This window comes from Rhizobium sp. CB2179 (genome assembly GCF_057653455.1).
This window is the reverse complement of the sequence record NZ_CM172781.1, coordinates 1,881,408-1,902,068: the sequence shown is the minus strand read 5'-3', so window position 1 is coordinate 1,902,068 and position 20,661 is coordinate 1,881,408. Positions and strand designations below refer to the sequence as shown.

Genomic DNA, 20,661 nt, shown 5'->3' with positions numbered 1-20,661 from the left:
GCCTGCCGGCCCTTTGCTCAGAAGAATTGCCATTTTATGTATAACATGTTATATAACTTCCCATACAAATGGAGATCGGCATGGTCGAGGATGTGGTCCGAACGCTCGGGTTTCTATGTATGGGCAGCCGGCTGCGGCGCATCGGAGAAAGGCTGCAGGCCGATACGCAGCAGGTCATCGACGAGGCCGGGCTCAGCATTCAGGCGGGCCAATATCCGTTCCTTGCGGCGATCGACCGGGCCGGACCGCTGACGATCGGCGAGCTTGCGCAGGCGGTGGGCATCACCCAGCCCGGCGCAACGCGCACCACCGGCCAGCTTCTCGAACTCGGTTACGTCGACATGCAACCGGCACCGGACGATCAGCGTCGCAGACTGGTCTCGCTGACCGCCAAGGGACAGGACCTCGTCGATCATTCGAAGAAGGTGATCTGGCCACGCATCGCCGCCGCTGTTGCCGATCTCTGCGGCGATCTCGACGGACCGATCCTCGAACAGCTGGCCGCTATCGAGGACGGGCTTGCGGTGGCACCGCTTGCGCGCCGCAGCCCTGTCAAGGAGGAAACATGATGAAACATATTCTCGACCGACCGATCTGGAGCGCGCTGGAAACCGCACATGCCGATCTCGCAGAAGGCAATGAGAAGGCACGGCGGTACCCGCCGTCCATCGTCCCCTTTGCGGCGTCCGCCGACGATGCGCCGGAAAGCCTCGACGCCCTGGAGGAGCTGCCAGCGCCGGAGGAGAGCATGATCCTCGTCGAGGCGGGACCGATCGCCATTCCACCGGGCTTAGCCGTCGTCACAGAGGCATCGGTGGTCCAGATGGTTGCCGAGCGGCCTCATGAGCGAATTTCGGATCCTCGCATCCAGCCGCTGACGGAGTCCGATGCCGCCGACATGCTGGCGCTGGCGACACTGACCAAACCCGGGCCGTTCACCCTGCGAGCCCAGAGCCTCGGCAGCTTCTGGGGGATCAGAAGCGAGGGCCGCCTGGTGGCGATGGCCGGGCAGCGGATGCGGCAGACTGGCTTTGCCGAGCTTAGCGGGCTTTGCACCCATGCCGATTTTCAGGGGCGCGGCCTCGGCACCCTGCTCTTCCGTTTCGTCGCCGGCGAAATCGCATCCACCGGCGACACGGCCTATCTGCATGCCTATGCGGCGAATACCTCGGCCATTTCCCTCTACGAAACGCAGGGCTTCGCTCTTCGCTCGGAAATGAACATGCGCGTGGTCAGACGTCGTTCCTGAGCGTGCTCAACACCTATCGTACCACCACCGGCAGCACTTCGAATTTCCAGAATTTTTCCGGGATCAAATAGGCCGCGGCAAACGCGCGGATATCCCCGGCGGTGACCTTGCCGTAGCCGCTGAGACTATCGCGTATCCGGTCTAAACGACGCGAATCCTCTTGGGCGTGGTGCAGGTATGCGATCCAATACTCGTTGCTCTGCTGCTGATGCTTCAATGTCTCGATGATGGGTCCCCGGGCGCGCGCGAGCTCGTCTTCGGAGACATCATGCGACCGCAGATCATTGGCGGTCTCGTCGACAAGTTCATAGAAGCGCGCAACCTTTGCCGGGTCGGTCTCGACGTAGAAATATGCGTAGCCGTAGCCGGGAACTTCCCTTGAAAGCTCAACATCGCCCTGCAGGGCATAACTTGCTCCTTCTGCAATGCGAAACTGGTCGATCAACCTGTTTTGGAAAATCTGGGTGGCAATATTGGCGGTGAAGGACCGCGGCAGATCGGAGAGCAAATCTCCGATGGAAGCCCCTACGGCGGCGGCGGCATTATCTGCCCTACCGCTATGGGTCTGCAAAACGGGCTTCTCGGTCGTCGCCGGAAAATGCACGTCGTCCCGATCGTTGCTTGACGCCGTCTCCGGGCGCGGCGGCAAAGCGCCAAAGGTTTCAGCCGTCAGGCGGATTGCGTCGTCCACTGTTACGTCGCCGACGATGGTGATGTCGATGGGGCCATTGGAAACCATGGGCCGGAACAGCGCCTCGAATTCGTCTGGCTTGGCGGCGGACAACTGCGCGCGGTCGGGGAAGGTCCAGCGCGGGTCGCCGGAATGCACGAGACCTGCGAAATCGCGGCTGAAAACGCCGCCGGGCGACGCGTTGTACTGATCGAGGCCGCTCAAATAGGCCTGCTGCACGCGCTTGAACGCCTCGGGGCGATAGGCTGGATCGGAGGTGTATGCGCTCATCAGCTGCAACTGCGTCGCAAGATCTTCAGTCCGTGTACGACCGTCGAACCTGAAGGAACTGTCGCCGACCGAGAAGTCGACGCCGACAATGTTGGCGGTCAGCGCTTTCTGTATATCCTGGTAATCCATGGCCTTTACGCCAGATAGCACGACGGCCGGAGATGCCCAGATCGCAGCGGAACGGTCGTGCGGCAGGTCCAGCCGACCGCGGCCGATATCTTCGCGTACCAGCACTTCGTTGGCACGCAGCCTGGTTGGCTTGACGGTAAGCCGAATGCCGTTGGAAAAGCGCACCATGGTCAAGCCGAGATCTTCAACCGCACGGCGTTCGACCACAGCGCCCGGTTCGCCGAAATGGGTGTAAGGCCAGGCGACGTCAGTTGCACCTGATGGTGCCGAGACGGCAATGGCATTTGAAGCGTCATAGACTTGCCGAACCGTGTCGGCTCCACCCTCAGGTGATTGGTCCGCCTGTAGCACGACCTGCGGACCGTTGCCGGAGAAAGCACGCTGCAAGGCCCGATTGACCTCGTCCGCCGTGACGCCGTTCGTCATCGTCTCGAACATAGAGAGGTCTTCGGCGGGCGAGGTGAAGACTTGATCGTCATCGACGCTGCGAGCCAGCATGGAAGCAATGTCGGTCGTCATCCGCGTCGCGGCTCCGGCCGCAGCAGCTTGCAGGGCCGAGCGATATTCGCGAATTTCGCGATCGATCTCCGCCTGCGCAACGCCGAACTCCTGGATCCGGCGCTGTTCCTGGTCAATGGCCGTGAGCGCCGCCTGCCATTTGTCCGGCTCGGAGTTCGCCGCGATCAGGACGACATGGGCGGAATCGAGGAGATCCTGGGAGCCGACGTCCGCACTGATGAAAGGGGCATCCGCCTTGCTGGCGATGGCGCTCACCCGACGTTTGAGCACCAGGAAACCGAGATCCTCAATAAGCCCAGCGCGGCGCTTGGCGAAGGTGTCAGGCGCGGCGTCATAGGGACGCGTCCAGGCGATCTGTATGCTGGTCATGCCGCCGGGAACGACGATGACCTCGGCGCTTTCGCCTTTCGTCTCCAGCGCGCCAAGATCCGCTTTTGTCGGCGCCGGACCCACGGCCTTCCAGTCGCCGAAGCGCTGCCGGATTTCGACTTCCATGGCGGCGGGGTCGATATCGCCCACCACTATCAGCGTTGCCCGATCGGGTCGGTAATTGGCCCCGTAATAATCACGGACGAGGTCCACGGGCGCATTGCTGATGATGTCGGCTTTACCTATCGGCGCGCGCATGGTCGCGCGCTGGCCGGCGAGCAGCGAATTCATGATTCCGAGTGACGCGCGATACTGCGGCGTGTCGCGCAGCCGCTCCTCCGACAGGATGACACCGCGTTCGCGATCGAAGGCGCCGGCATCGAGGGTCAGCTCGCTCGCCGTTTCTCGCATCAGCATCAGGCCCGTCGAAATTGTGTCTGCATCGACCTCGGGCAGATCGAGCGCATAGACGGTCTCGTCATAGGAGGTATGGGCATTGGTGTCCGGTCCAAAGGCCAAGCCCTTGCGCTGCAAGATACGGATCATCTCCCCTTCGGCGACATGTGTCGAACCCTTGAAGGCCATGTGCTCAAGAACATGCGCCAGGCCCTGCTGGTCGTCGTTTTCGTCGAGCGAACCGGAGCCAATGCGAAAGCGGATCGCTGCCTGTCCGGGCGGCGTGACATTGCGCATGATCGCAAACCGCATACCGTTGGCGAGCGTGCCAAAATGCACGTCGGACTCGGCTTGCATGTCGCTTTGCGTTTGTGGCCAGGGCACGGACGAGGTGTCCGCATAGGCTGGTAACGCGAAGTTTGCGACAAGGGAGACCGTCGCAAAAAACCACCACGCCGTGGAGCATTCCATTTTTTTGTAAGACATTCTTGTCCAGGTGATGAGAATGAAGAGGGGTAGATGGCGTCAACCTGACTATTCCACAGGTTGCATTCCTCAGCAACTTCCATGTTTATGAATAAATAAGAAGTCGATAACTCTGCCTCGAACACGATGATTTTAGGCCCGGTCGGCCTAAAATCTGAATCCTGTTCTCCATTAAAGAGTTAGAGCATGATGTCGTCCGAAAACCGCTCACACTTTTCGGCATCATGCTCTGGGTGTCAGACCATTGTCATCGAACCCGCCCAAGGGGATTGCGCCTCGGAGACGTTTTCGATGGCGACATCGGCGCATGGGTCGCGTTCAGGGCAGGATGGCGGCTAGGACGCAGGCCCGTGGTGGTTGGCGTGCTGATCCCGAACATCACCAATCCGGTCTTTGCCTCGTCGCTGCCAAGCATAAGGCTGCCCACGGGAACCGGGGCAGCCTTTGCCTGCATTTGGAATTGAGATTGTGTTGCAATCAGTGCCGTGGCGCGTTGGCGGGAATGGACGACACCGTTGCCGAGACAGGATCGCTTGCAGGAAAGCTGTCCTCGAGGCCTTCATCGAGTTCCTCTTCCAGCGTTTGCCTGTCACCGGTCGAACGCGCACTCGGCTCACCGATCAAGCCTTTGCTGCCTTCGTCGAAATTGCCGTTGCTCAAGGCATCGTAGCGGTTGATGCTGCCATCTGCTTCGCTGCCGGCAAAGGCGGTCAGCTGAACCATCATGACCTTGGCGTGGTCGACCGCCGTCGTATCGTCGAGTTCGCCATGGGAGTTGTCGATTTTGACAGAAATCGATTCTCCTCCCTCGCCCAGGAATTCGACGGTGAAGATGTCGCCGGCCTGTGTCACCCGAGTATCGATCAGCTGCATGGGAACCTCCTATGTTCATGCACCTCAACGGCGATCCAGGTCCGGAGTTCCACGGCAACGCCATTTCGAGGCAAGGCGACAGGCCCGGGACAATGGGCCAGCTCGGAACAAAAAGCGGCCATGCGAGTTCATTGGCAGTTCAATAGGTCGCATCCATGCCGAAATCGCCGCTGTCGCCTTCCGAGAAACGCTCGTTCTCTATTATTCCCGCAGACCAGAAACTCGCTTTGATATCGAGCTATTCAGAGGCGCTGCGTAAGCTCGCCAGATCGACTGAGGCGGTCGGACGAGCCGATATGCTGCCGAAACTGATCCAGGTGGCGGACGGACTGGACGGTATGGCAACCGCGATTGCCGAGACGGAGGCTGGAACCGAGGTGATGGCGCGCACGGCGCGGCTGATCCGGGCGACCGAGGGGATGCTGGCGTCGATTTCTTCGTCATCAATCGTCCACTAAATGTCACCTTTGCGAGACTGACGGATCGAATGCGGCGGCGCCCTTTGCTCTTAAGCTTTATGGTTAATTTATTAATAATTCGGGGTTTATAAGCGGAACCAGACGACCTTTCCAAATGTTGATGCTGCGCCTGGAGGAACCCCAATGATCCTGAAAATCCTTGCCCCCAAGATCGACGCCGATTGCCATGATACCGGCACCTATCCCGATGGGATCTTTGCCGAAAACCGCATCGATCTTTCCGCTCGCCGCGAAGGGCGCCGGCGCACGCCGCATGAGCGCGATTACGGCAATGACAGGAAAGTCGAGAATCTGCCGCTCGGCTTTGTCTGACCGTTCCGGCCGTGGCACGCGTCACAGCCTGCGAAAGACCAGAACGCCTGATGCCGGCAGCACGGCATTCAACACTCCTTTCGTGGCTCTGATTCTTCCGCCGCCTTGCCCAGAACGCCTCGACGGGAGCACCACCCGCTTCGGGTCGCAGACGACCGAACAGCTTTGCAGGCCACGCTGTCGAAATCGGAAAGTCCGTCGTCGTCGCCGGTTTCAACGCTCCAGAATCCATCAACGGTCCTGCGCATCCCGATGGTTGCGAGCGCTATGGTGCCGTCATCGGCGACATAGCCGACGGCCGGATCGGCGAGCACGAGCAAGACATCCCGGGTGTTCGGCGCCCAGACCGAGAAGCGGATGCAGTCGACACCGTCGCGCCATTCAACGCGGTTCGCCCCCAGGCGGCCGATCCATGTCAGATATAGGTCTGCGGCGCTATCCCCCGCTGGAGATCGAAGGAGCGCTCGCGACGCGTCGAGGTCTCGTCGTCCAGTTCGGCGGCGATCGCCCACAGGTCTGAAATGCCGGGCCGATCGAGTTCGATTCCCCCAGCGAAAATGCGTGCCGATCTCGCCATCGGGAAAGGGCACGCGGGCGACAAAAACATCATAACCATCCTCGTCACGAGAACGCTGCATTGGGTGAGACGCCCAATCGTTCGAGGCTCGGCCTTGCTCGTCCCAACTGCCGCGGAGACGGACATTGTCGAACGCCATCGAGGGCAAGCCGCTGCGAAACCGGACCTGAACATTGACGGTCATCGGATCCTCCAGGCCATGTCGGATTTCGCCAGACTCTGCCTATGGGCCGTCCCACTCGCGCATGATCAGCCGGCCGAACGAAAAAATGCAAGCGCAGATTTCATAATAAATACAATCCGAAACGGGCCACATTCGGAACAATATATCATGGTTAACGAGGCCGCGCCGCACGACCCTCCTCGTGTAAATCGAATTGGCATCAGAAATGGGGATAAAGTCCCATCGCCGATTCCCTCGTAAACTGGGAGAAAAATCTATGGCTCAAGCCGTTAGAATAAACGATATTATTCGTTCCTTTGGAATTGATACGCATATCGACTACACGGATGGAAAATATTCCAACGTCGGAGAAGTTGTTAAAGCACTCAACTATCTTGGCCTTGATACAGTTCGCGATCACGCCCCCAACTCCGCTTCCGATCCCAACGGCCAAACGCATCTCGGCGATGCTGCCGAGGCCGGCGTGCAATTCGTCTTCAGCGCCCAGCGGGAAGTCGACCCCGCCACTGTCGCCCAGCGGCTGCATTCCTTCGTGCAGGCCCATCCAGGATCGGTCGTCGGTATCGAAGGTCCGAACGAAGTCAACAACTGGCCAGTCAGCTATCACGGCCTGAGCGGCCAGGCCGCAGCGGTCGCCTATCAGAAGGACCTGTCTGCCGACGTCAACGCCGATCCCTTGCTGAAAAATATCCCCGTTCTCGGCTTTACCGGATATACCGTGGCTTCCGCCTCCGACTACACGACGATCCACACCTATGCGAAGGATGGCGACCAGCCATATTCATGGCTCTCCCGAGAATCCGGCGTGCAGCGCGCTGCCGATCCGGGCAAGCCGCTGGCGATCACCGAGACCGGCTACCACACCTCGCTGACCGCCGACACCAATGGCGGCTGGGAAGGCGTCATTGAAGCGACGCAGGCAAAGCTCCTGCTCAATACGCTGATGGACGGCGCCGCACTCGGATCAAAACAGACGTTCATCTACGAGCTGCTGGACGCCTATTCCGATCCGCAGGGCACCAATCAGGAAAAGCATTTCGGCCTTTTTCATCTCGACTATTCGGCCAAGCCGGCTGCGACGGCGATCCACAATCTGACCGAAATCCTTGCGGATGACGGCGCCGCGAAGGCAAGCTTCAGCGCGGGGACCCTCAATTATTCGATCGACGGCCTGCCGTCCTCGGCCCGGAGCCTGCTGACGGAAAAATCGGACGGAAGCTACCAGATCATCGTCTGGAACGAGCCCGATATCTGGAGCCAGTCCTCCGACACGGCTATTCAGGCCACGACAACAGCCGTCAAAGTCAATCTCGGGGCCTCGTTTGGCTCTGTTAAGGTCTTCGACCCGGTGACCGGAACGACGGCGGTCAAAAGCCTCAGCAACGTGTCGTCGCTGACGCTCGATGTCGTCGACCATCCCGTTATCATCGAGGTAGCAGGCACCGGCGCCAGCACACCGCCGCCGGCCACCAACCATCTCTATGGCGGCACCGGCAACGACACTTTCACCGTGACCAATGCAAATCAAATCGTCGACGAAAGCCGGGGCGGTGGAACAGATACCGTCAAGGCTTCGATCTCCTTCAGCCTGGCCGATCAGAAGCATACGGTCGGAACGATCGAAAACCTCACTTTGACCGGGACGGGCAATCTCAGCGCGACGGGCAACAATACGGCCAACATTCTCACCGGCAACGACGGAAACAATTCCCTCAACGGCGGGAAAGGAAACGACCGATTGATCGGCGGGCTCGGAAACGACAAGCTGATCGGCAAGGCCGGTGCTGACGTTCTCACCGGCGGCGGCGGCAGCGATTCCTTCGTCTTCGATGTGAAGCCCGACAATACCAGCGTCGACAAGATCCGGGATTTTTCCTCCACGGCGGGCGACAAGGTGATGCTCGATCATTCGATTTTCGCCGAGCTCAGCCTATCCGGATTTTCGGATGAGAATTTCGTTCTCGGAACGAAAGCGATCGAGGCTGATGATAAGCTGATCTACGATAAGGCGAGCGGCATTCTATCCTATGACGCGGATGGAAGCGCGGCGGGCGCGGCCATCCATGTTACGGATCTCGATAATTCCGCAGCACTTAACTTCAAAGACTTCCTGCTTGTCTGACCCGGTCGGCCCGTCGCCTTTCAGGCGGCAGGCCCACAGCGTCACGGGCGGTCGCATCTCTCCCTCTTGCCGGAGCCTAAATCCCGGCCACATTCTCCGTTGACACTACTCGTGCCGCAACGGAGAAGCCTTTGCCCTGGATCGCCTATATCGCCCATTTCGTCGCCGCGGCATTTTTGACCAACGGCGTCCCACATTTCGTCAACGGCGTCAGCGGCAGGCCGTTCCGGATTCCCTTCGCGCAAGGCGCAAAGCTCGGCTCGCCGACAGCCAATGTCGTCTGGGGATGGGCGAATTTCCTCATCGCCTTCCTGCTCTTTGCCAATGTCGGGCCGCTCTATATCGGCACGCCGGGTGACACGATCTTCGTGGCAGTCGGCATGCTCGTCACCGGCATTGTGCTCGCCCGCATTTTCGAGGGCGACAACAGATAGTAACTTGCATGATGATAGTTACTGCTATAGTGACATCGGCCATGCAAAGGACAAGCTTCAGCGACTTCAAATGCCCGGCGGCACGCGCGCTCGACAGCGTTGGCGACTGGTGGAGCATGCTGATCCTGCGCGACGCCTTCCAGGGGCTTTCGCGCTTCGACGAATTCCAGAAAAGCCTCGGCGTGGCGCCGAACATCCTGACGCGGCGGCTCAAACATCTGACGGAAAAGGGGCTGTTCAAACGGCGGCTCTATCATCATCGCCCTGCCCGCTACGAATATCTGCTGACGGAAAAGGGCCGTGATTTCTTTCCTGTTCTGATGACGCTGTTTTCCTGGGGAAACCGGCACATCCCCGAAGAGGACCTCTCCTTTCTCTTGGGCGATGACGCTTCCGGCAGAGTGCGCGAGACGATGCTGGTCGATGCGCGCACCGGCGAACAAGTGACCCCCGAAAACACCAGCCTGCTTGCAGGCCCCGCCGCCGACGACGAGGTGCACGAGCGGATCGCCCGCATGCGCGCCTGGTATCTCGGCATCGACGCATAGAAAGGAAAAGGAAATGGATCGCATCGTTGTCACCGGCATGGGACTTGTCTCGCCACTCGGCACCGGCGTCGAACCTGCATGGAAGCGTCTTCTCGACGGCGTTTCCGGGTTGAGGGTGCTGGCGGAGGATATCGTCGGCGAGCTCTCGGCCAAGGTTGGAGGCATCGTTCCCGGTATCGCGGAAGATGCTGAGGCCGGTTTTGATCCCGACCGTTACATCACGCCGAAGGACCAGAAGAAGATGGACCGCTTCATCCACTTCGCCATGGCGGCGACGGAGGAAGCAGTAAAACAGGCAGGCTGGATGCCGACCGACGAAGGCGAGCGCCAGCGCACGGCAACGATCATCGCGTCGGGGGTTGGCGGCTTTCCGGCGATCGCCGAAGCGGTGCGGATTGGCGAAACGCGCGGCGTGCGGCGGCTGTCGCCCTTCACCGTGCCCTCTTTTCTCGTCAACCTCGCCGCCGGCCAGGTCAGCATCCGTTATGGCTTCAAGGGGCCGCTCGGGGCGCCGGTGACGGCCTGCGCGGCCAGCGTCCAGGCAATCGGCGATGCGGCGCGGCTGATCCGCTCCGGTGAAGCGGATGTGGCGATCTGCGGCGGTGCCGAGGCCTGCATCGACAAGGTGAGCCTCGGCGGCTTTGCCGCTGCCCGTGCCCTTTCCACCGGCTTCAACGAGACGCCGGAGTTGGCGTCGCGCCCCTTCGACGTGGCCCGCGACGGTTTCATCATGGGCGAAGGCGCCGGCATCCTGGTCATCGAAACGCTGGAGCATGCACTTGCCCGTGGCGCCACACCGCTTGCCGAACTCGTCGGCTACGGCACGGCGGCGGACGCCTACCACATGACCTCAGGCCCCGAAGACGGCGACGGCGCCCGCCGGGCGATGGAGGCAGCACTCAGGCAAGCGAAGATCCCGGCTTCGGAGGTCAGGCATCTGAACGCGCATGCGACCTCGACACCGGTCGGGGACAGAGGCGAGATCGCGGCGATCGGCACGGTCTTCGGCCGCGACGGCGGCATTGCCGTCAGCGCGACAAAATCGGCGACCGGCCACCTGCTTGGAGCGGCCGGCGGGCTGGAAGCGATCTTCACTATCCTGGCGCTGCGCGACCAGATCGCGCCTCCGACCCGCAACCTCGATGAGGCTGATCCTGATGCCGACGGCATCGATATCGTCGGCAAGACGGCGCGGCCAGTCGTGATGGACTATGCGATCACCAACGGTTTCGGCTTCGGCGGGGTGAATGCCAGTGCCCTGTTCCGCCGCTGGTCGTAAAGTCCGCTTTCCTTGCGCTAGAAATCGCCTACACTTCTACTCTATCGGAGGTCGTTCCCCGATAGAGCCGGAGATCCCCCATGCGCGCCTTCTTCGCAGTTCTCATTCTGTGTGCCGCGTCCGCCCTCTCCCCTGTATCGGCCCGCGCCGAAGATCCGATCGACACGACGCGGACGATGATCGAGGCCCAGATCAAGGCCTTCCTCAAGGACGATGCCGAGACCGCCTATTCCTTCGCCGCTCCCGGCATCCGGGCACTATATCCCGACAAGAACCTGTTCTTCGCCATGGTGAAAAAGAGCTACGAGCCGGTCTATCACCCCAGCAATTACGCCTTCGGACGCAGCCGCTCGATCGACAACGGCGCGCTGATCTATCACGAGGTGCTGATCTCAGGCCGCGACGGCAAGGATTGGACGGCGATCTACCAGATCATCCGCCAACCGGACGGCGGCTACAGGATCAACGGCGTGCAGATCATGCCCGATGCGGACAGCAAGGGCATCTGACGCGCTGTTTCCACTCTTTGGTGGAAACTCAACCGACCGCACGGTTTCGTTGCAATAACAATTTCGAAATCCTCCTGGAGTAACAAAGTGCCAACGGAGGGTTGTTGCGGTGAACGCTGGTAAGCAATTTTTTACAGCTCTTGAGGCGTTGCGAGGAATTGCGGCTATCATGGTCATGTTCCTCCACACGGGTGGTACTCTGGGTCCGATCCCGGCGAATATCAGTTACCTTGCCGTTGACTTCTTCTTTCTGTTGAGCGGCGTCGTTCTTACAAATTCGTATGAGAAGCGACTGATAACAGGGCAGATTTCGCCCGCCGGGCTTCTCCTACAGCGTATCATTCGGCTTTATCCTCTTTATCTTCTTTCGCTTCCGATTGGCCTTTTGAGCTATGCACTTAAAAACGGGTTGGACTACTCCACCCTGGCGGACCTTCTGCTGAGGGCAATCCTGTTCATTCCAAGCGCAAGCCAGGAAGGTATCTTTCCCTTCAACGGGCCTAGCTGGTCACTCTTCTTCGAGCTCTGGGCCGGAGTGCTGTTCTCCATGCTTCTGATACGACTGTCATTCAGAAGCTTGCTCGCCATCGCCCTGGCGGCGGCCGGCATCACCATCTATGGGGCATTGGTCGGAGGTAATTTCGATATTGGTCCCGAGGCGGGCGATTTCAGATTTGGCTTTTCAAGAGTGCTGTTCTCGTTCTCGCTCGGAATCTGCCTTTACAGGTTATATGAGGTCCAGAAACCGAATACAGCCAATAACGGCAACGTTATAGGCCTTTTTCTCTGTGCTTGTCTGATCTTCATAACCAACATACCAGCCCGCATATTCTTCGGTTTCCCGTATTTTGATTTTTTAATATGCCTCGTGGCCTTCCCGGCCATTGTCTGGCTTGCGATGCGCACGAGACAGACCGGCCTGGTCGAGCTGGTATTCCGTTGGCTCGGGAGGCTTTCCTATCCGATTTATATCCTGCATAGCCCCATCTTCAGTCTGCTGCAGTCACTGCGGCAAAAGGGCTTTGACCTTCCTGCTTCTCCGGCAGCCGGTATGGTCGTCGTAGTCGGAATTTTCATTGTGGCTGGCATCGCCGCTATTCACTTCGACGAGCCAGTGCGCAAAAAACTTAAAATGATGGTTGCGCCAAACCCGGCGTCCGCAGTTCCTGCGGTAAGCAACGCGGGGGCGGAATAGACTTACACTGGTTCGAGATCGCCCCTCGCCCATTCCTCCTGCGTTTCCGCCATGAAATCGGCGAATCGGCCTTCGGCGATCGCTTTGCGGATGCCCTGCATCAGTTCCTGATAATAGGCGAGGTTGTTCCAGGAGAGGAGCATGCCACCAAGCGCTTCGTTGGAGCGGACGAGATGGTGCAGGTAGGCACGCGAATAATCGCGCGAGGCCGGGCAGTTCGACTGTTCGTCGAGCGGGCGCATATCCTCGGCATGGCGGGCATTGCGGATATTGACCTTGCCGCGGCGGGTAAAAGCCAGACCGTGACGACCGGAACGGGTCGGCATGACGCAGTCAAACATGTCGATGCCGCGCGCGACCGATTTCAGGATATCGTCAGGCGTGCCGACGCCCATGAGGTAACGCGGCTTTTCCAGAGGAAGGACCGGCAGCGTCGTTTCCAGCATCTGCAGCATAACGTCCTGCGGCTCACCGACGGCAAGGCCGCCGATCGCATATCCTTTGAGGTCGAGCTGGCTCAACGCCTCGGCCGAGCGGATGCGCAGTGCCGGGATATCGCCGCCCTGGACGATGCCGAACATCGCCTTGCCGGGCTGCTCGCCGAAGGCGACCCTGCAGCGCTCGGCCCAGCGCAGCGACATTTCCATGGCCCGCTCGATCTCCTTCGGCTCGGCCGGCAGCGCCACGCATTCGTCGAGCTGCATCTGGATGTCGGAGCCGAGCAGCCCCTGGATTTCGATGGAGCGTTCCGGCGACATATGGTGCAGGCTGCCGTCGACATGCGACCTGAACGTAACGCCCTGTTCGTCGAGCTTACGCAGGCCGGACAGCGACATCACCTGGAAGCCGCCGGAATCGGTCAGGATCGGGTGCTCCCAGCGAATGAGCTTATGCAGGCCGCCAAGGCGGGCGACACGCTCGGCCGTCGGGCGCAGCATCAGGTGATAGGTATTGCCGAGGATGATGTCGGCGCCGGTCTCGCGCACCTGGTCGAGATACATCGCCTTGACCGTGCCGACGGTACCAACAGGCATGAAGGCCGGCGTGCGGATCTCGCCGCGCGGCATGGAAATCTGGCCGAGGCGGGCGCCGGCATCGGTCATCTTCAGGGTGAATTTGAAGTTGTCTGTCATTTGTCTTTCCGGAAAAGAAGGCTCGCGTCGCCGTAAGAGTAGAAGCGGTAGCCCGTTGAAATGGCGTGTTTATAAGCCGCGTGCATGGTCTCGAAGCCGGCAAAGGCCGCGACCAACATGAACAGCGTCGAGCGAGGCAGATGAAAATTGGTCATCAGCATGTCAACCGCCTTGAAGCGGTAACCGGGCGTGATGAAGATGCCGGTAGCGCCGGCCCAGGGCATGATCTCTCCGCCTTCCTCGGCCGCGCTCTCGACGAGCCGTAACGAGGTCGTGCCGACACAGACGATGCGCCCGCCTCTTTCCCGCACGGCATTCAGCCGGGCAGCGATCTCGGCGCTGACATAGCCGCTTTCGAGATGCATCTTGTGATCGTCGGTATCGTCGGCCTTGACCGGCAGGAAGGTGCCGGCACCGACATGCAGCGTGACGAAATGGCGTTCGATGCCGGCCTTGTCGAGCGCTTCGAACAGCGCAGGCGTGAAATGCAGGCCGGCGGTGGGGGCGGCAACGGCGCCCTCCTCGCGAGCATAGATCGTCTGGTAATCGGCGCGGTCGCGCTCATCCTCGGGGCGCTTGGCGGCGATATAGGGTGGCAGCGGGATATGGCCGACGGCGGCGATCGCCTCGTCGAGCGCCGGGCCCGAGAGATCAAACAGTAGCGTCACCTCGCCGGCCTCGCCCTTTTCCTCGACGGTGGCATCGAGCGAACCGAGGAAACAGCTTTCGCCGGAATGGCCGAAGGAGATGCGGTCGCCCTGTTTGATCCGCTTGCCCGGCTTGGCAAAGGCCTTCCAGCGGTTGGGGCCGGTGCGCATGTGCAGTGTGGCAGACACCTGCTGGCCGCCGGCGCCGTCGCGATGGCGGATGCCCTCGAGTTGGGCGGGAATGACCTTGGTATCGTTGAAGACCAGCGCATCGCCAGCCCGCAGGAAGGAGGTGAGATCGCCGACGCGATGATCCGACAGGTGGCTTTCCGCATTCGGATCAACGACGAGCAGGCGCGCGCTGTCGCGCGGCTCGGCAGGCCTCAACGCGATGCGTTCATCCGGCAGATCGAAATCGAAAAGGTCTACGCGCATCGGGGCACTTTCAGGCAAAGCGAAACCCGCCCCGCGCAGCTATGCGCAAAGGCGGGTTTCAGCAGAAATCACAATCAGACGTCGGCGGCAACCCGCATGGAGACGATCGAGTCCGGATCGGAAACCGGCTCGCCGCGCTTGATCTTGTCGACGTTGTCCATGCCTTCGATGACCTGGCCCCAGACGGAATACTGCTTGTTCAGCCAGGGCGCGTCGGTGAAGCAGATGAAGAACTGCGAATTGGCCGAGTTCGGGTTCTGCGAACGGGCCATCGAGCAGGTGCCGCGCGTATGCGTGGTCGCGGAGAATTCGGCCTTCAGATCCGGCTTCGAAGAGCCACCCATGCCGGCGCGGCCGGGATTGAAGGTTTCCGAGCCCTTCTTGCCGAATTCGACATCGCCCGTCTGGGCCATGAAATCCTGGATGACGCGGTGGAAGACGACGCCGTCATAGGCCTTCTCGCGAGCGAGTTCCTTGATGCGGGCGACATGTTCCGGGGCGACCTGCGGCAAAAGCTGAATGACAACCTTGCCCTTGGTGGTTTCCAGAATGACGGTGTTTTCGGGATCCTTGATCTCGGCCATTTGCCTTCTCCTCTTGTTTCTCTCGTAACTTACTTCTTGCCCAGGGTGACCTTGATCATCCGGTCTGGGCTTTTGACTTCGCCGTTCTGGCCTTCACCCTTCTTGATCTTGTCGACGTTCTCCATGCCGGAAACAACCTTGCCGACGACGGTGTACTGACCGTTCAGGAAGGAGCCTTCGGCGAACATGATGAAGAACTGCGAATTGGCGGAATTCGGATCCTGCGAGCGGGCCATGCCGACCGTGCCGCGCACGAACGGGGTCTTGGAGAATTCAGCCGGGATATCAGGCATATCCGACGAGCCGGTGCCGGCGAGGCTCGCATCGAAGCCCTTTTCCATGTTGCCGTATTTGACGTCGCCGGTCTGAGCCATGAAGCCGTCAATGACGCGGTGGAAGGCGACGTTGTCATATTCGCCCTTCTTGGCCAGTGCTTCAATCTGGGCGACATGCTTCGGCGCCACCTCAGGCATGAGCTGGATGACGACTGGGCCGTTCTTCAGCTGGATGGTGAGATAGTGATCGGCCGACTGGGCAAAAGCATCCCCCGCGAAGGAGGCGAGATACAACACGCCGGCAAATGCGAGATAAAAGAGTTTCATATGAGCTCCATTGCGGCGGGTTCCGCCTGGTCTTTGCGCTTGCTAGTTTGGGCGCTTGGATGTGAGGGCTTGCAAGACGGCGGCCGGCACGAAAGCGCTGACATCGCCGCCCATGGCGGCGATCTGGCGGACCAATGTGGCGGTAATGGGCCGCGAGGCAGTGCCCGCCGGCAAAAAGATGGTCTGAATATCGGGCGCCATCGTCCGGTTCATGCCGGCCATCTGCATTTCGTAATCGAGATCGGTGCCGTCGCGAAGACCGCGGATCAACAGCGTGGCGCCATGGGTGCGAGCGGCATCGACGACAAGATTGTCGAAGGCGACGACGGCGATGTCGCGGGTCTTGCCGGGCAGCGCCTCGGCCAGCGAACAGCGGATCAGCTCTGCTCTCTCTTCGAAGGAGAAGAGCGGCGCCTTGCCGGGATGGATGCCGATCCCGACGATCACCTTTTCTGCGACGTTGAGCGCCTGGACCAGAACATCCACATGCCCATTGGTGATCGGGTCGAAGGACCCCGGATAGAAAGCTGTCGTCATGTGGCCCGACCGTTGGTTTGACGCCTTTTGTCACGGATGACGCCTTCTCGCAAGTGATTTGCCCAGCTCCGGCCAGAGCGCCGCGCGTCTTTTCGGACACGTAAAAGGACGTTATGCGCCGGGCGGTTAAACGACGGATGAATGGCCCGTTCAAGACCGTTTCAGATAGGATCTGTTTAACTCCGATCATCAAAGCAGCCGATGCCATTCCGGCATCCGGCGCTCCCCGAAAGACCAGATCCATGCTGATCGTGCTTGTTGCACTTGCCGTCGTTTCCTCCCTCGCCGCCGAGATGGCCTATGGCTATTTCGCCGATCGATACGAGATGAGCTGGGTGCGGCCGGAGCTTGCCGAGCACGCGGCGATCGTGCGCATCCAGGGTCGGCTGCGCGAAAAACGAGCTGCGAATCTGAATGCCAGATGAACGAGACATTCAAGGTCGCTTCAGATCGGCATTGGTAAACACCCGATCAACATCCGGCGGAACCATTTACAGACGGATGCGTTCATTCAACCGATACATTAGAGCGGCGCGGAAGGATTAAAAATGCCCGGCAAGATTACGATGATTAACGTGCTCTGGATGGTAATGGTCACGGGCATGCTGACCGCAACTGTCGCTCTCTATGATCAGAAGGTTGATACGTCCAAGGTTTATGGACCCTACGCTTCGGCCCGGACGGCCGTGCTGGGCCAGTACTGAGGGGCGAGAACGCAACTCCCCAGGAAAGGAATGCCTATGTTCACGATCTTGACAATGCTCACCGCCCTTATCAGCGTCATGTTCATCGTGTCTGTGGCCTCGACGATTTCAGCGCTCCGGCGCGAAGGCGAAGAGGTGAAGGCTCTGAATGAAAAACATAGAGCATTCTGACATTCCTCGCTTACTGCCCTCTCCCACCCTTGAGCGGCACTCTTCCGTCGCCAGGGCCATTCAAAGCCGGATGCCACACAGCGTCCGGCTTTTTCTTTGGGCGTGTCCCGAACCATCTCCGATTTGAAAAGAAAAGGGCGGCTCGAAGCCGCCCCGTTCATTTGATCATTCCTCGGCAGGCCCGGCCGGATCGCCATCGGCAATCGGCGCCTCGTCGCCGCCACCTTCGTCGGCAGCACCTTCTTCAGTAGCAGGTGAGCCTTCGGCGATCTCGACAGCCTCTTCCGTCTCGTCCTCCTCCGGCTCGCTGATGCGCTCGACCGAGACGACCTTCTCGTCCTTGGCCGTCGAGAAGATGGTGACGCCCTTGGTGGCGCGGCTGGCGATGCGGATGCCGCCGACCGGCACGCGGATCAGCTGACCGCCATCGGAGACCAGCATGATCTGGTCGCCATCATCGATCGGAAAAGCCGCGACCAGCTCGCCGATCTCGGCTGTTTTCGAGGTGTCGGTAGCGCGGATGCCCTTGCCGCCGCGGCCGGAAATGCGGAAGTCGTAGGACGACGAACGCTTGCCGAAGCCCTTTTCGGAGACGGTGAGCACGAACTGTTCGCGTGCTCTCAGCTCGTCATAGCGGTCGTCGGAGAGCTGTCCCTCCTCGATGACCTCTTCACCGACCAGCGCAATATCCTCTTCATCCACGCCCGTCGCCCGGCGTTCGGTGGCGGAACGCTTGAGATAGGCAGCACGCTCCCACGGCTCGGCATCGACATGACCAACGATCGTCATGGAAATGATGCGGTCGCTATCGCCGAGATTGATGCCACGCACGCCGATCGAGTTGCGGCCGGCAAAGACCCGGACGTCGTCGACGGAGAAGCGGATGCACTGGCCGAGCGCCGTCGTGAGCAGCACGTCGTCATTTTCCGTGCAGGTCTCGACGGAGAGGATTTCGTCGCCCTCCTCCTCCAGCTTCATGGCGATCTTGCCATTGCGGTTGACCTGGACGAAATCCGACAGCTTGTTGCGGCGAACCGTGCCGCGCGTGGTCGAGAACATGACGTCGAGATTGTCCCAGCTCGTCTCGTCTTCGGGCAATGGCAGGATCGTGGTGATGCGCTCGCCGGGTGCAAGCGGCAGCATGTTGATCAGCGCCTTGCCGCGTGAGGTCGGCGTGCCGATCGGCAGGCGCCAGACCTTCTCCTTGTAGACAATACCGCGCGAGGAGAAGAACAGAACCGGCGTATGAGTGTTGACGACGAATAGCCGGCTAACGAAATCCGCGTCGCGGGTGGTCATGCCGGAGCGGCCCTTGCCGCCTCGGCGCTGGGCGCGGTAGGTGGTCAGTGGCACGCGCTTGATATAACCGAGATGCGAGACGGTGACGACCATGTCTTCACGCGCGATCAGGTCCTCGTCGTCCATTTCGAGACCGCCATCGACGATCTCGGTGCGGCGCGGCGTGCCGAACTCGTCGCGGACGGCGAGAAGTTCGTCCTTGACGATGGTCTGGATGCGGACGCGCGAGGAGAGGATATCGAGATAATCCTTGATTTCCTCGCCGATCTTGTTGAGTTCGTCGCCGATTTCGTCGCGGCCAAGCGCGGTCAGGCGGGCAAGGCGCAATTCGAGGATGGCGCGGGCCTGCTCTTCGGAGAGGTTGTAAGTCAGATCCTCGTTGATGCGATGGCGCGGATCGTCGATCAGACGGATCAGGCTTTCGACATCTTCCGCCGGCCAGCGGCGGGTCATCAGTTCTTCGCGAGCCGACTGCGGATCGGGCGCCTGGCGGATGACGCGGATGACCTCGTCGATATTGGCGACGGCGATGGCGAGACCAACCAACACATGGGCGCGATCACGCGCCTTGCGCAGCAGGAATTTCGTTCTCCGGCTAACGACTTCCTCGCGGAACGAGACGAAAGCGCGCAGCATGTCGAGCAGGGTCAGCTGTTCGGGCTTGCCACCGTTCAGCGCCACCATGTTGCAGCCGAAGGACGTCTGCAGCGGCGTATAACGATAGAGCTGGTTGAGGATAACATCGGCGTTGGCATCGCGCTTCAGCTCGACGACAACGCGATACCCCTGGCGGTCGGATTCGTCGCGCAGATCGGAAATGCCTTCGATGCGCTTGTCGCGCACCAGCTCGGCCATCTTCTCGATCATCGTCGCCTTGTTCACCTGGTAGGGAATCTCGGTGATGATGATCTGCTCGCGGTCACCGCGCATCGGCTCGATGGCGGCGACACCGCGCATGATAACGGAGCCGCGGCCGGTCTCATAAGCCGAGCGGATGCCGGCACGGCCGAGGATCTTCGCGCCCGTCGGGAAATCGGGACCGGGAATGATCTGGATCAGTTCCGGCAGCTCGATTGCCGGATCGTCGATCAGCGCGATGCAGCCGTCGATGACTTCGGAGAGATTGTGCGGCGGGATGTTGGTCGCCATGCCGACTGCGATGCCGCCGGCGCCGTTGACGAGCAGGTTCGGGAACTTGGCGGGCACCACGACCGGCTCGGAAAGCGTGCCGTCGTAGTTGTCGCGGAAATCGACGGTTTCCTTGTCGAGATCGTCGAGCAGCGAGTGGGCAGCCTTTTCGAGGCGGCATTCGGTATAACGTTCGGCCGCCGGCGGATCACCATCGACCGAACCGAAATTGCCCTGACCGTCGATCAGCGGCAGACGCAGCGACCAGGGCTGCGCCATGCGGGCGAGCGCATCATAGATCGCGGAATTGCCGTGCGGATGGAATTTACCCATCACGTCACCGGTGACGCGGGCGCATTTGACGTATTTCTTGTTCCAGTCGATGCCGAGTTCGGACATGCCGTAGAGGATGCGCCGGTGCACGGGCTTCAGGCCGTCGCGCACGTCGGGCAGCGCGCGGCTGACGATGACGCTCATGGCGTAATCGAGATACGACCGCTGCATTTCCTCCATGATGGAGATGGGCTCGATGCCTGGCGGGAGCTTCCCGCCGCCGGGGGGTGTTTGCTCAGTCAAAACAGATCACGATCTCTTCTAGAATCACTTGAAGATTTATAGCGGAAAGCCTGTTGCCGCGCCAATTTCACAGCGCGTTTTGAACAGGCTTTTGCGGCTTAAAGAGGGTAAAACATGCAAGTTGCGCGGCCGGACCGGACAAATCCGCCGCGGGCCGCCGCGGGATATTTGCCAAATCGGAATCCCCGCTTCACAATCATAAAAACCACGCACCCATATGGGGT

General features: G+C 60.3%; 21 protein-coding genes. 12 read left to right on the top strand and 9 right to left on the bottom strand.

Annotation, left to right across the window (positions count from 1 at the left end):
* Nucleotides 1-80 precede the first annotated feature (80 nt).
* On the top strand, nucleotides 81-569 hold the full coding sequence (locus tag AC244Q_RS09585) for a MarR family winged helix-turn-helix transcriptional regulator (protein WP_012757463.1): 489 nt from the start codon (nucleotides 81-83) through the stop codon (nucleotides 567-569).
* Nucleotides 569-1,249, top strand: coding sequence for a GNAT family N-acetyltransferase (locus tag AC244Q_RS09580; RefSeq protein ID WP_128406993.1), 681 nt, complete (start codon nucleotides 569-571; stop codon nucleotides 1,247-1,249). The genes AC244Q_RS09585 and AC244Q_RS09580 overlap by 1 nt, the downstream gene beginning before the upstream one ends.
* Before the next feature lie 13 nt (nucleotides 1,250-1,262).
* Here AC244Q_RS09580 and AC244Q_RS09575 read toward each other — a convergent pair whose 3' ends face one another.
* Both AC244Q_RS09575 and AC244Q_RS09570 read right to left on the bottom strand, forming a co-directional pair.
* On the bottom strand, nucleotides 1,263-4,109 hold the full coding sequence (locus AC244Q_RS09575; protein WP_128406967.1) for a M16 family metallopeptidase: 2,847 nt from the start codon (nucleotides 4,107-4,109) through the stop codon (nucleotides 1,263-1,265).
* Between the two features lie 477 nt (nucleotides 4,110-4,586).
* Nucleotides 4,587-4,982, bottom strand: a complete 396-nt coding sequence (locus tag AC244Q_RS09570; protein WP_113545087.1) for a hypothetical protein — start codon at nucleotides 4,980-4,982, stop codon at nucleotides 4,587-4,589.
* 155 nt (nucleotides 4,983-5,137) lie between these two features.
* On the opposite strand from AC244Q_RS09570, the gene AC244Q_RS09565 reads away from it, so the two are divergent.
* On the top strand, nucleotides 5,138-5,440 hold the full coding sequence (locus AC244Q_RS09565) for a hypothetical protein (RefSeq protein ID WP_128406969.1): 303 nt from the start codon (nucleotides 5,138-5,140) through the stop codon (nucleotides 5,438-5,440).
* Between the two features lie 144 nt (nucleotides 5,441-5,584).
* Nucleotides 5,585-5,773: a hypothetical protein gene (locus AC244Q_RS09560; RefSeq protein ID WP_012757457.1), complete on the top strand. Its 189-nt coding sequence runs from the start codon at nucleotides 5,585-5,587 to the stop codon at nucleotides 5,771-5,773.
* A 68-nt stretch (nucleotides 5,774-5,841) separates the two neighbouring features.
* Here AC244Q_RS09560 and AC244Q_RS09555 read toward each other — a convergent pair whose 3' ends face one another.
* Nucleotides 5,842-6,534, bottom strand: coding sequence for an early set domain-containing protein (locus AC244Q_RS09555; protein ID WP_245460535.1), 693 nt, complete (start codon nucleotides 6,532-6,534; stop codon nucleotides 5,842-5,844).
* A gap of 256 nt (nucleotides 6,535-6,790) precedes the next feature.
* Between AC244Q_RS09555 and AC244Q_RS09550 the strand changes: the two genes are divergently transcribed.
* The 6 genes from AC244Q_RS09550 to AC244Q_RS09525 all read left to right on the top strand — a co-directional run bounded on the left by AC244Q_RS09550 (nucleotide 6,791) and on the right by AC244Q_RS09525 (nucleotide 12,621).
* The gene (locus AC244Q_RS09550; RefSeq protein WP_128406970.1) at nucleotides 6,791-8,656 is read left to right on the top strand and encodes a calcium-binding protein; all 1,866 of its coding nucleotides are present in this window, start codon (nucleotides 6,791-6,793) and stop codon (nucleotides 8,654-8,656) included.
* Nucleotides 8,657-8,787: 131 nt separating this feature from the next.
* Nucleotides 8,788-9,090 carry a hypothetical protein gene (locus tag AC244Q_RS09545; protein ID WP_012757454.1) on the top strand — a complete coding sequence of 101 codons (303 nt, stop codon included), beginning with the start codon at nucleotides 8,788-8,790 and terminating at the stop codon, nucleotides 9,088-9,090.
* A 41-nt stretch (nucleotides 9,091-9,131) separates the two neighbouring features.
* Nucleotides 9,132-9,638 carry a winged helix-turn-helix transcriptional regulator gene (locus AC244Q_RS09540; protein WP_128406971.1) on the top strand — a complete coding sequence of 169 codons (507 nt, stop codon included), beginning with the start codon at nucleotides 9,132-9,134 and terminating at the stop codon, nucleotides 9,636-9,638.
* A 13-nt stretch (nucleotides 9,639-9,651) separates the two neighbouring features.
* Nucleotides 9,652-10,917, top strand: a complete 1,266-nt coding sequence (gene fabF / locus AC244Q_RS09535) for a beta-ketoacyl-ACP synthase II (RefSeq protein WP_012757452.1) — start codon at nucleotides 9,652-9,654, stop codon at nucleotides 10,915-10,917.
* A gap of 80 nt (nucleotides 10,918-10,997) precedes the next feature.
* Nucleotides 10,998-11,426 (top strand): DUF4864 domain-containing protein, encoded by a 429-nt coding sequence (locus tag AC244Q_RS09530; RefSeq protein ID WP_128406972.1) that lies wholly within the window; start codon nucleotides 10,998-11,000, stop codon nucleotides 11,424-11,426.
* Nucleotides 11,427-11,535: 109 nt separating this feature from the next.
* Nucleotides 11,536-12,621, top strand: a complete 1,086-nt coding sequence (locus AC244Q_RS09525) for an acyltransferase family protein (RefSeq protein WP_128406973.1) — start codon at nucleotides 11,536-11,538, stop codon at nucleotides 12,619-12,621.
* Between the two features lie 2 nt (nucleotides 12,622-12,623).
* Here AC244Q_RS09525 and tgt read toward each other — a convergent pair whose 3' ends face one another.
* From tgt to coaD, 5 genes are all read right to left on the bottom strand, one after another.
* Nucleotides 12,624-13,754 (bottom strand): tRNA guanosine(34) transglycosylase Tgt, encoded by a 1,131-nt coding sequence (gene tgt, locus AC244Q_RS09520; protein ID WP_128406974.1) that lies wholly within the window; start codon nucleotides 13,752-13,754, stop codon nucleotides 12,624-12,626.
* Entirely contained in the window at nucleotides 13,751-14,836 is a 1,086-nt protein-coding gene (queA, locus tag AC244Q_RS09515) for a tRNA preQ1(34) S-adenosylmethionine ribosyltransferase-isomerase QueA (RefSeq protein ID WP_113545090.1), read from the bottom strand. The genes tgt and queA overlap by 4 nt, the downstream gene beginning before the upstream one ends.
* A gap of 74 nt (nucleotides 14,837-14,910) precedes the next feature.
* Nucleotides 14,911-15,420: a peptidylprolyl isomerase gene (locus AC244Q_RS09510; RefSeq protein WP_003559389.1), complete on the bottom strand. Its 510-nt coding sequence runs from the start codon at nucleotides 15,418-15,420 to the stop codon at nucleotides 14,911-14,913.
* A gap of 29 nt (nucleotides 15,421-15,449) precedes the next feature.
* Nucleotides 15,450-16,022 (bottom strand): peptidylprolyl isomerase, encoded by a 573-nt coding sequence (locus AC244Q_RS09505; protein ID WP_012757447.1) that lies wholly within the window; start codon nucleotides 16,020-16,022, stop codon nucleotides 15,450-15,452.
* Nucleotides 16,023-16,064: 42 nt separating this feature from the next.
* Nucleotides 16,065-16,559 (bottom strand): pantetheine-phosphate adenylyltransferase, encoded by a 495-nt coding sequence (gene coaD, locus AC244Q_RS09500; protein WP_128406975.1) that lies wholly within the window; start codon nucleotides 16,557-16,559, stop codon nucleotides 16,065-16,067.
* Between the two features lie 137 nt (nucleotides 16,560-16,696).
* On the opposite strand from coaD, the gene AC244Q_RS09495 reads away from it, so the two are divergent.
* Complete coding sequence (locus AC244Q_RS09495; RefSeq protein ID WP_017994063.1) at nucleotides 16,697-16,984, top strand: hypothetical protein; 288 nt, start codon at nucleotides 16,697-16,699, stop codon at nucleotides 16,982-16,984.
* Between the two features lie 123 nt (nucleotides 16,985-17,107).
* On the top strand, nucleotides 17,108-17,263 hold the full coding sequence (locus AC244Q_RS09490; protein ID WP_003539654.1) for a hypothetical protein: 156 nt from the start codon (nucleotides 17,108-17,110) through the stop codon (nucleotides 17,261-17,263).
* 336 nt (nucleotides 17,264-17,599) lie between these two features.
* Here AC244Q_RS09490 and gyrA read toward each other — a convergent pair whose 3' ends face one another.
* A complete protein-coding gene (gene gyrA / locus AC244Q_RS09485) occupies nucleotides 17,600-20,437 on the bottom strand; it encodes a DNA gyrase subunit A (RefSeq protein ID WP_012757443.1) in 2,838 nt (945 codons plus the stop codon).
* Nucleotides 20,438-20,661: the final 224 nt, after the last annotated feature.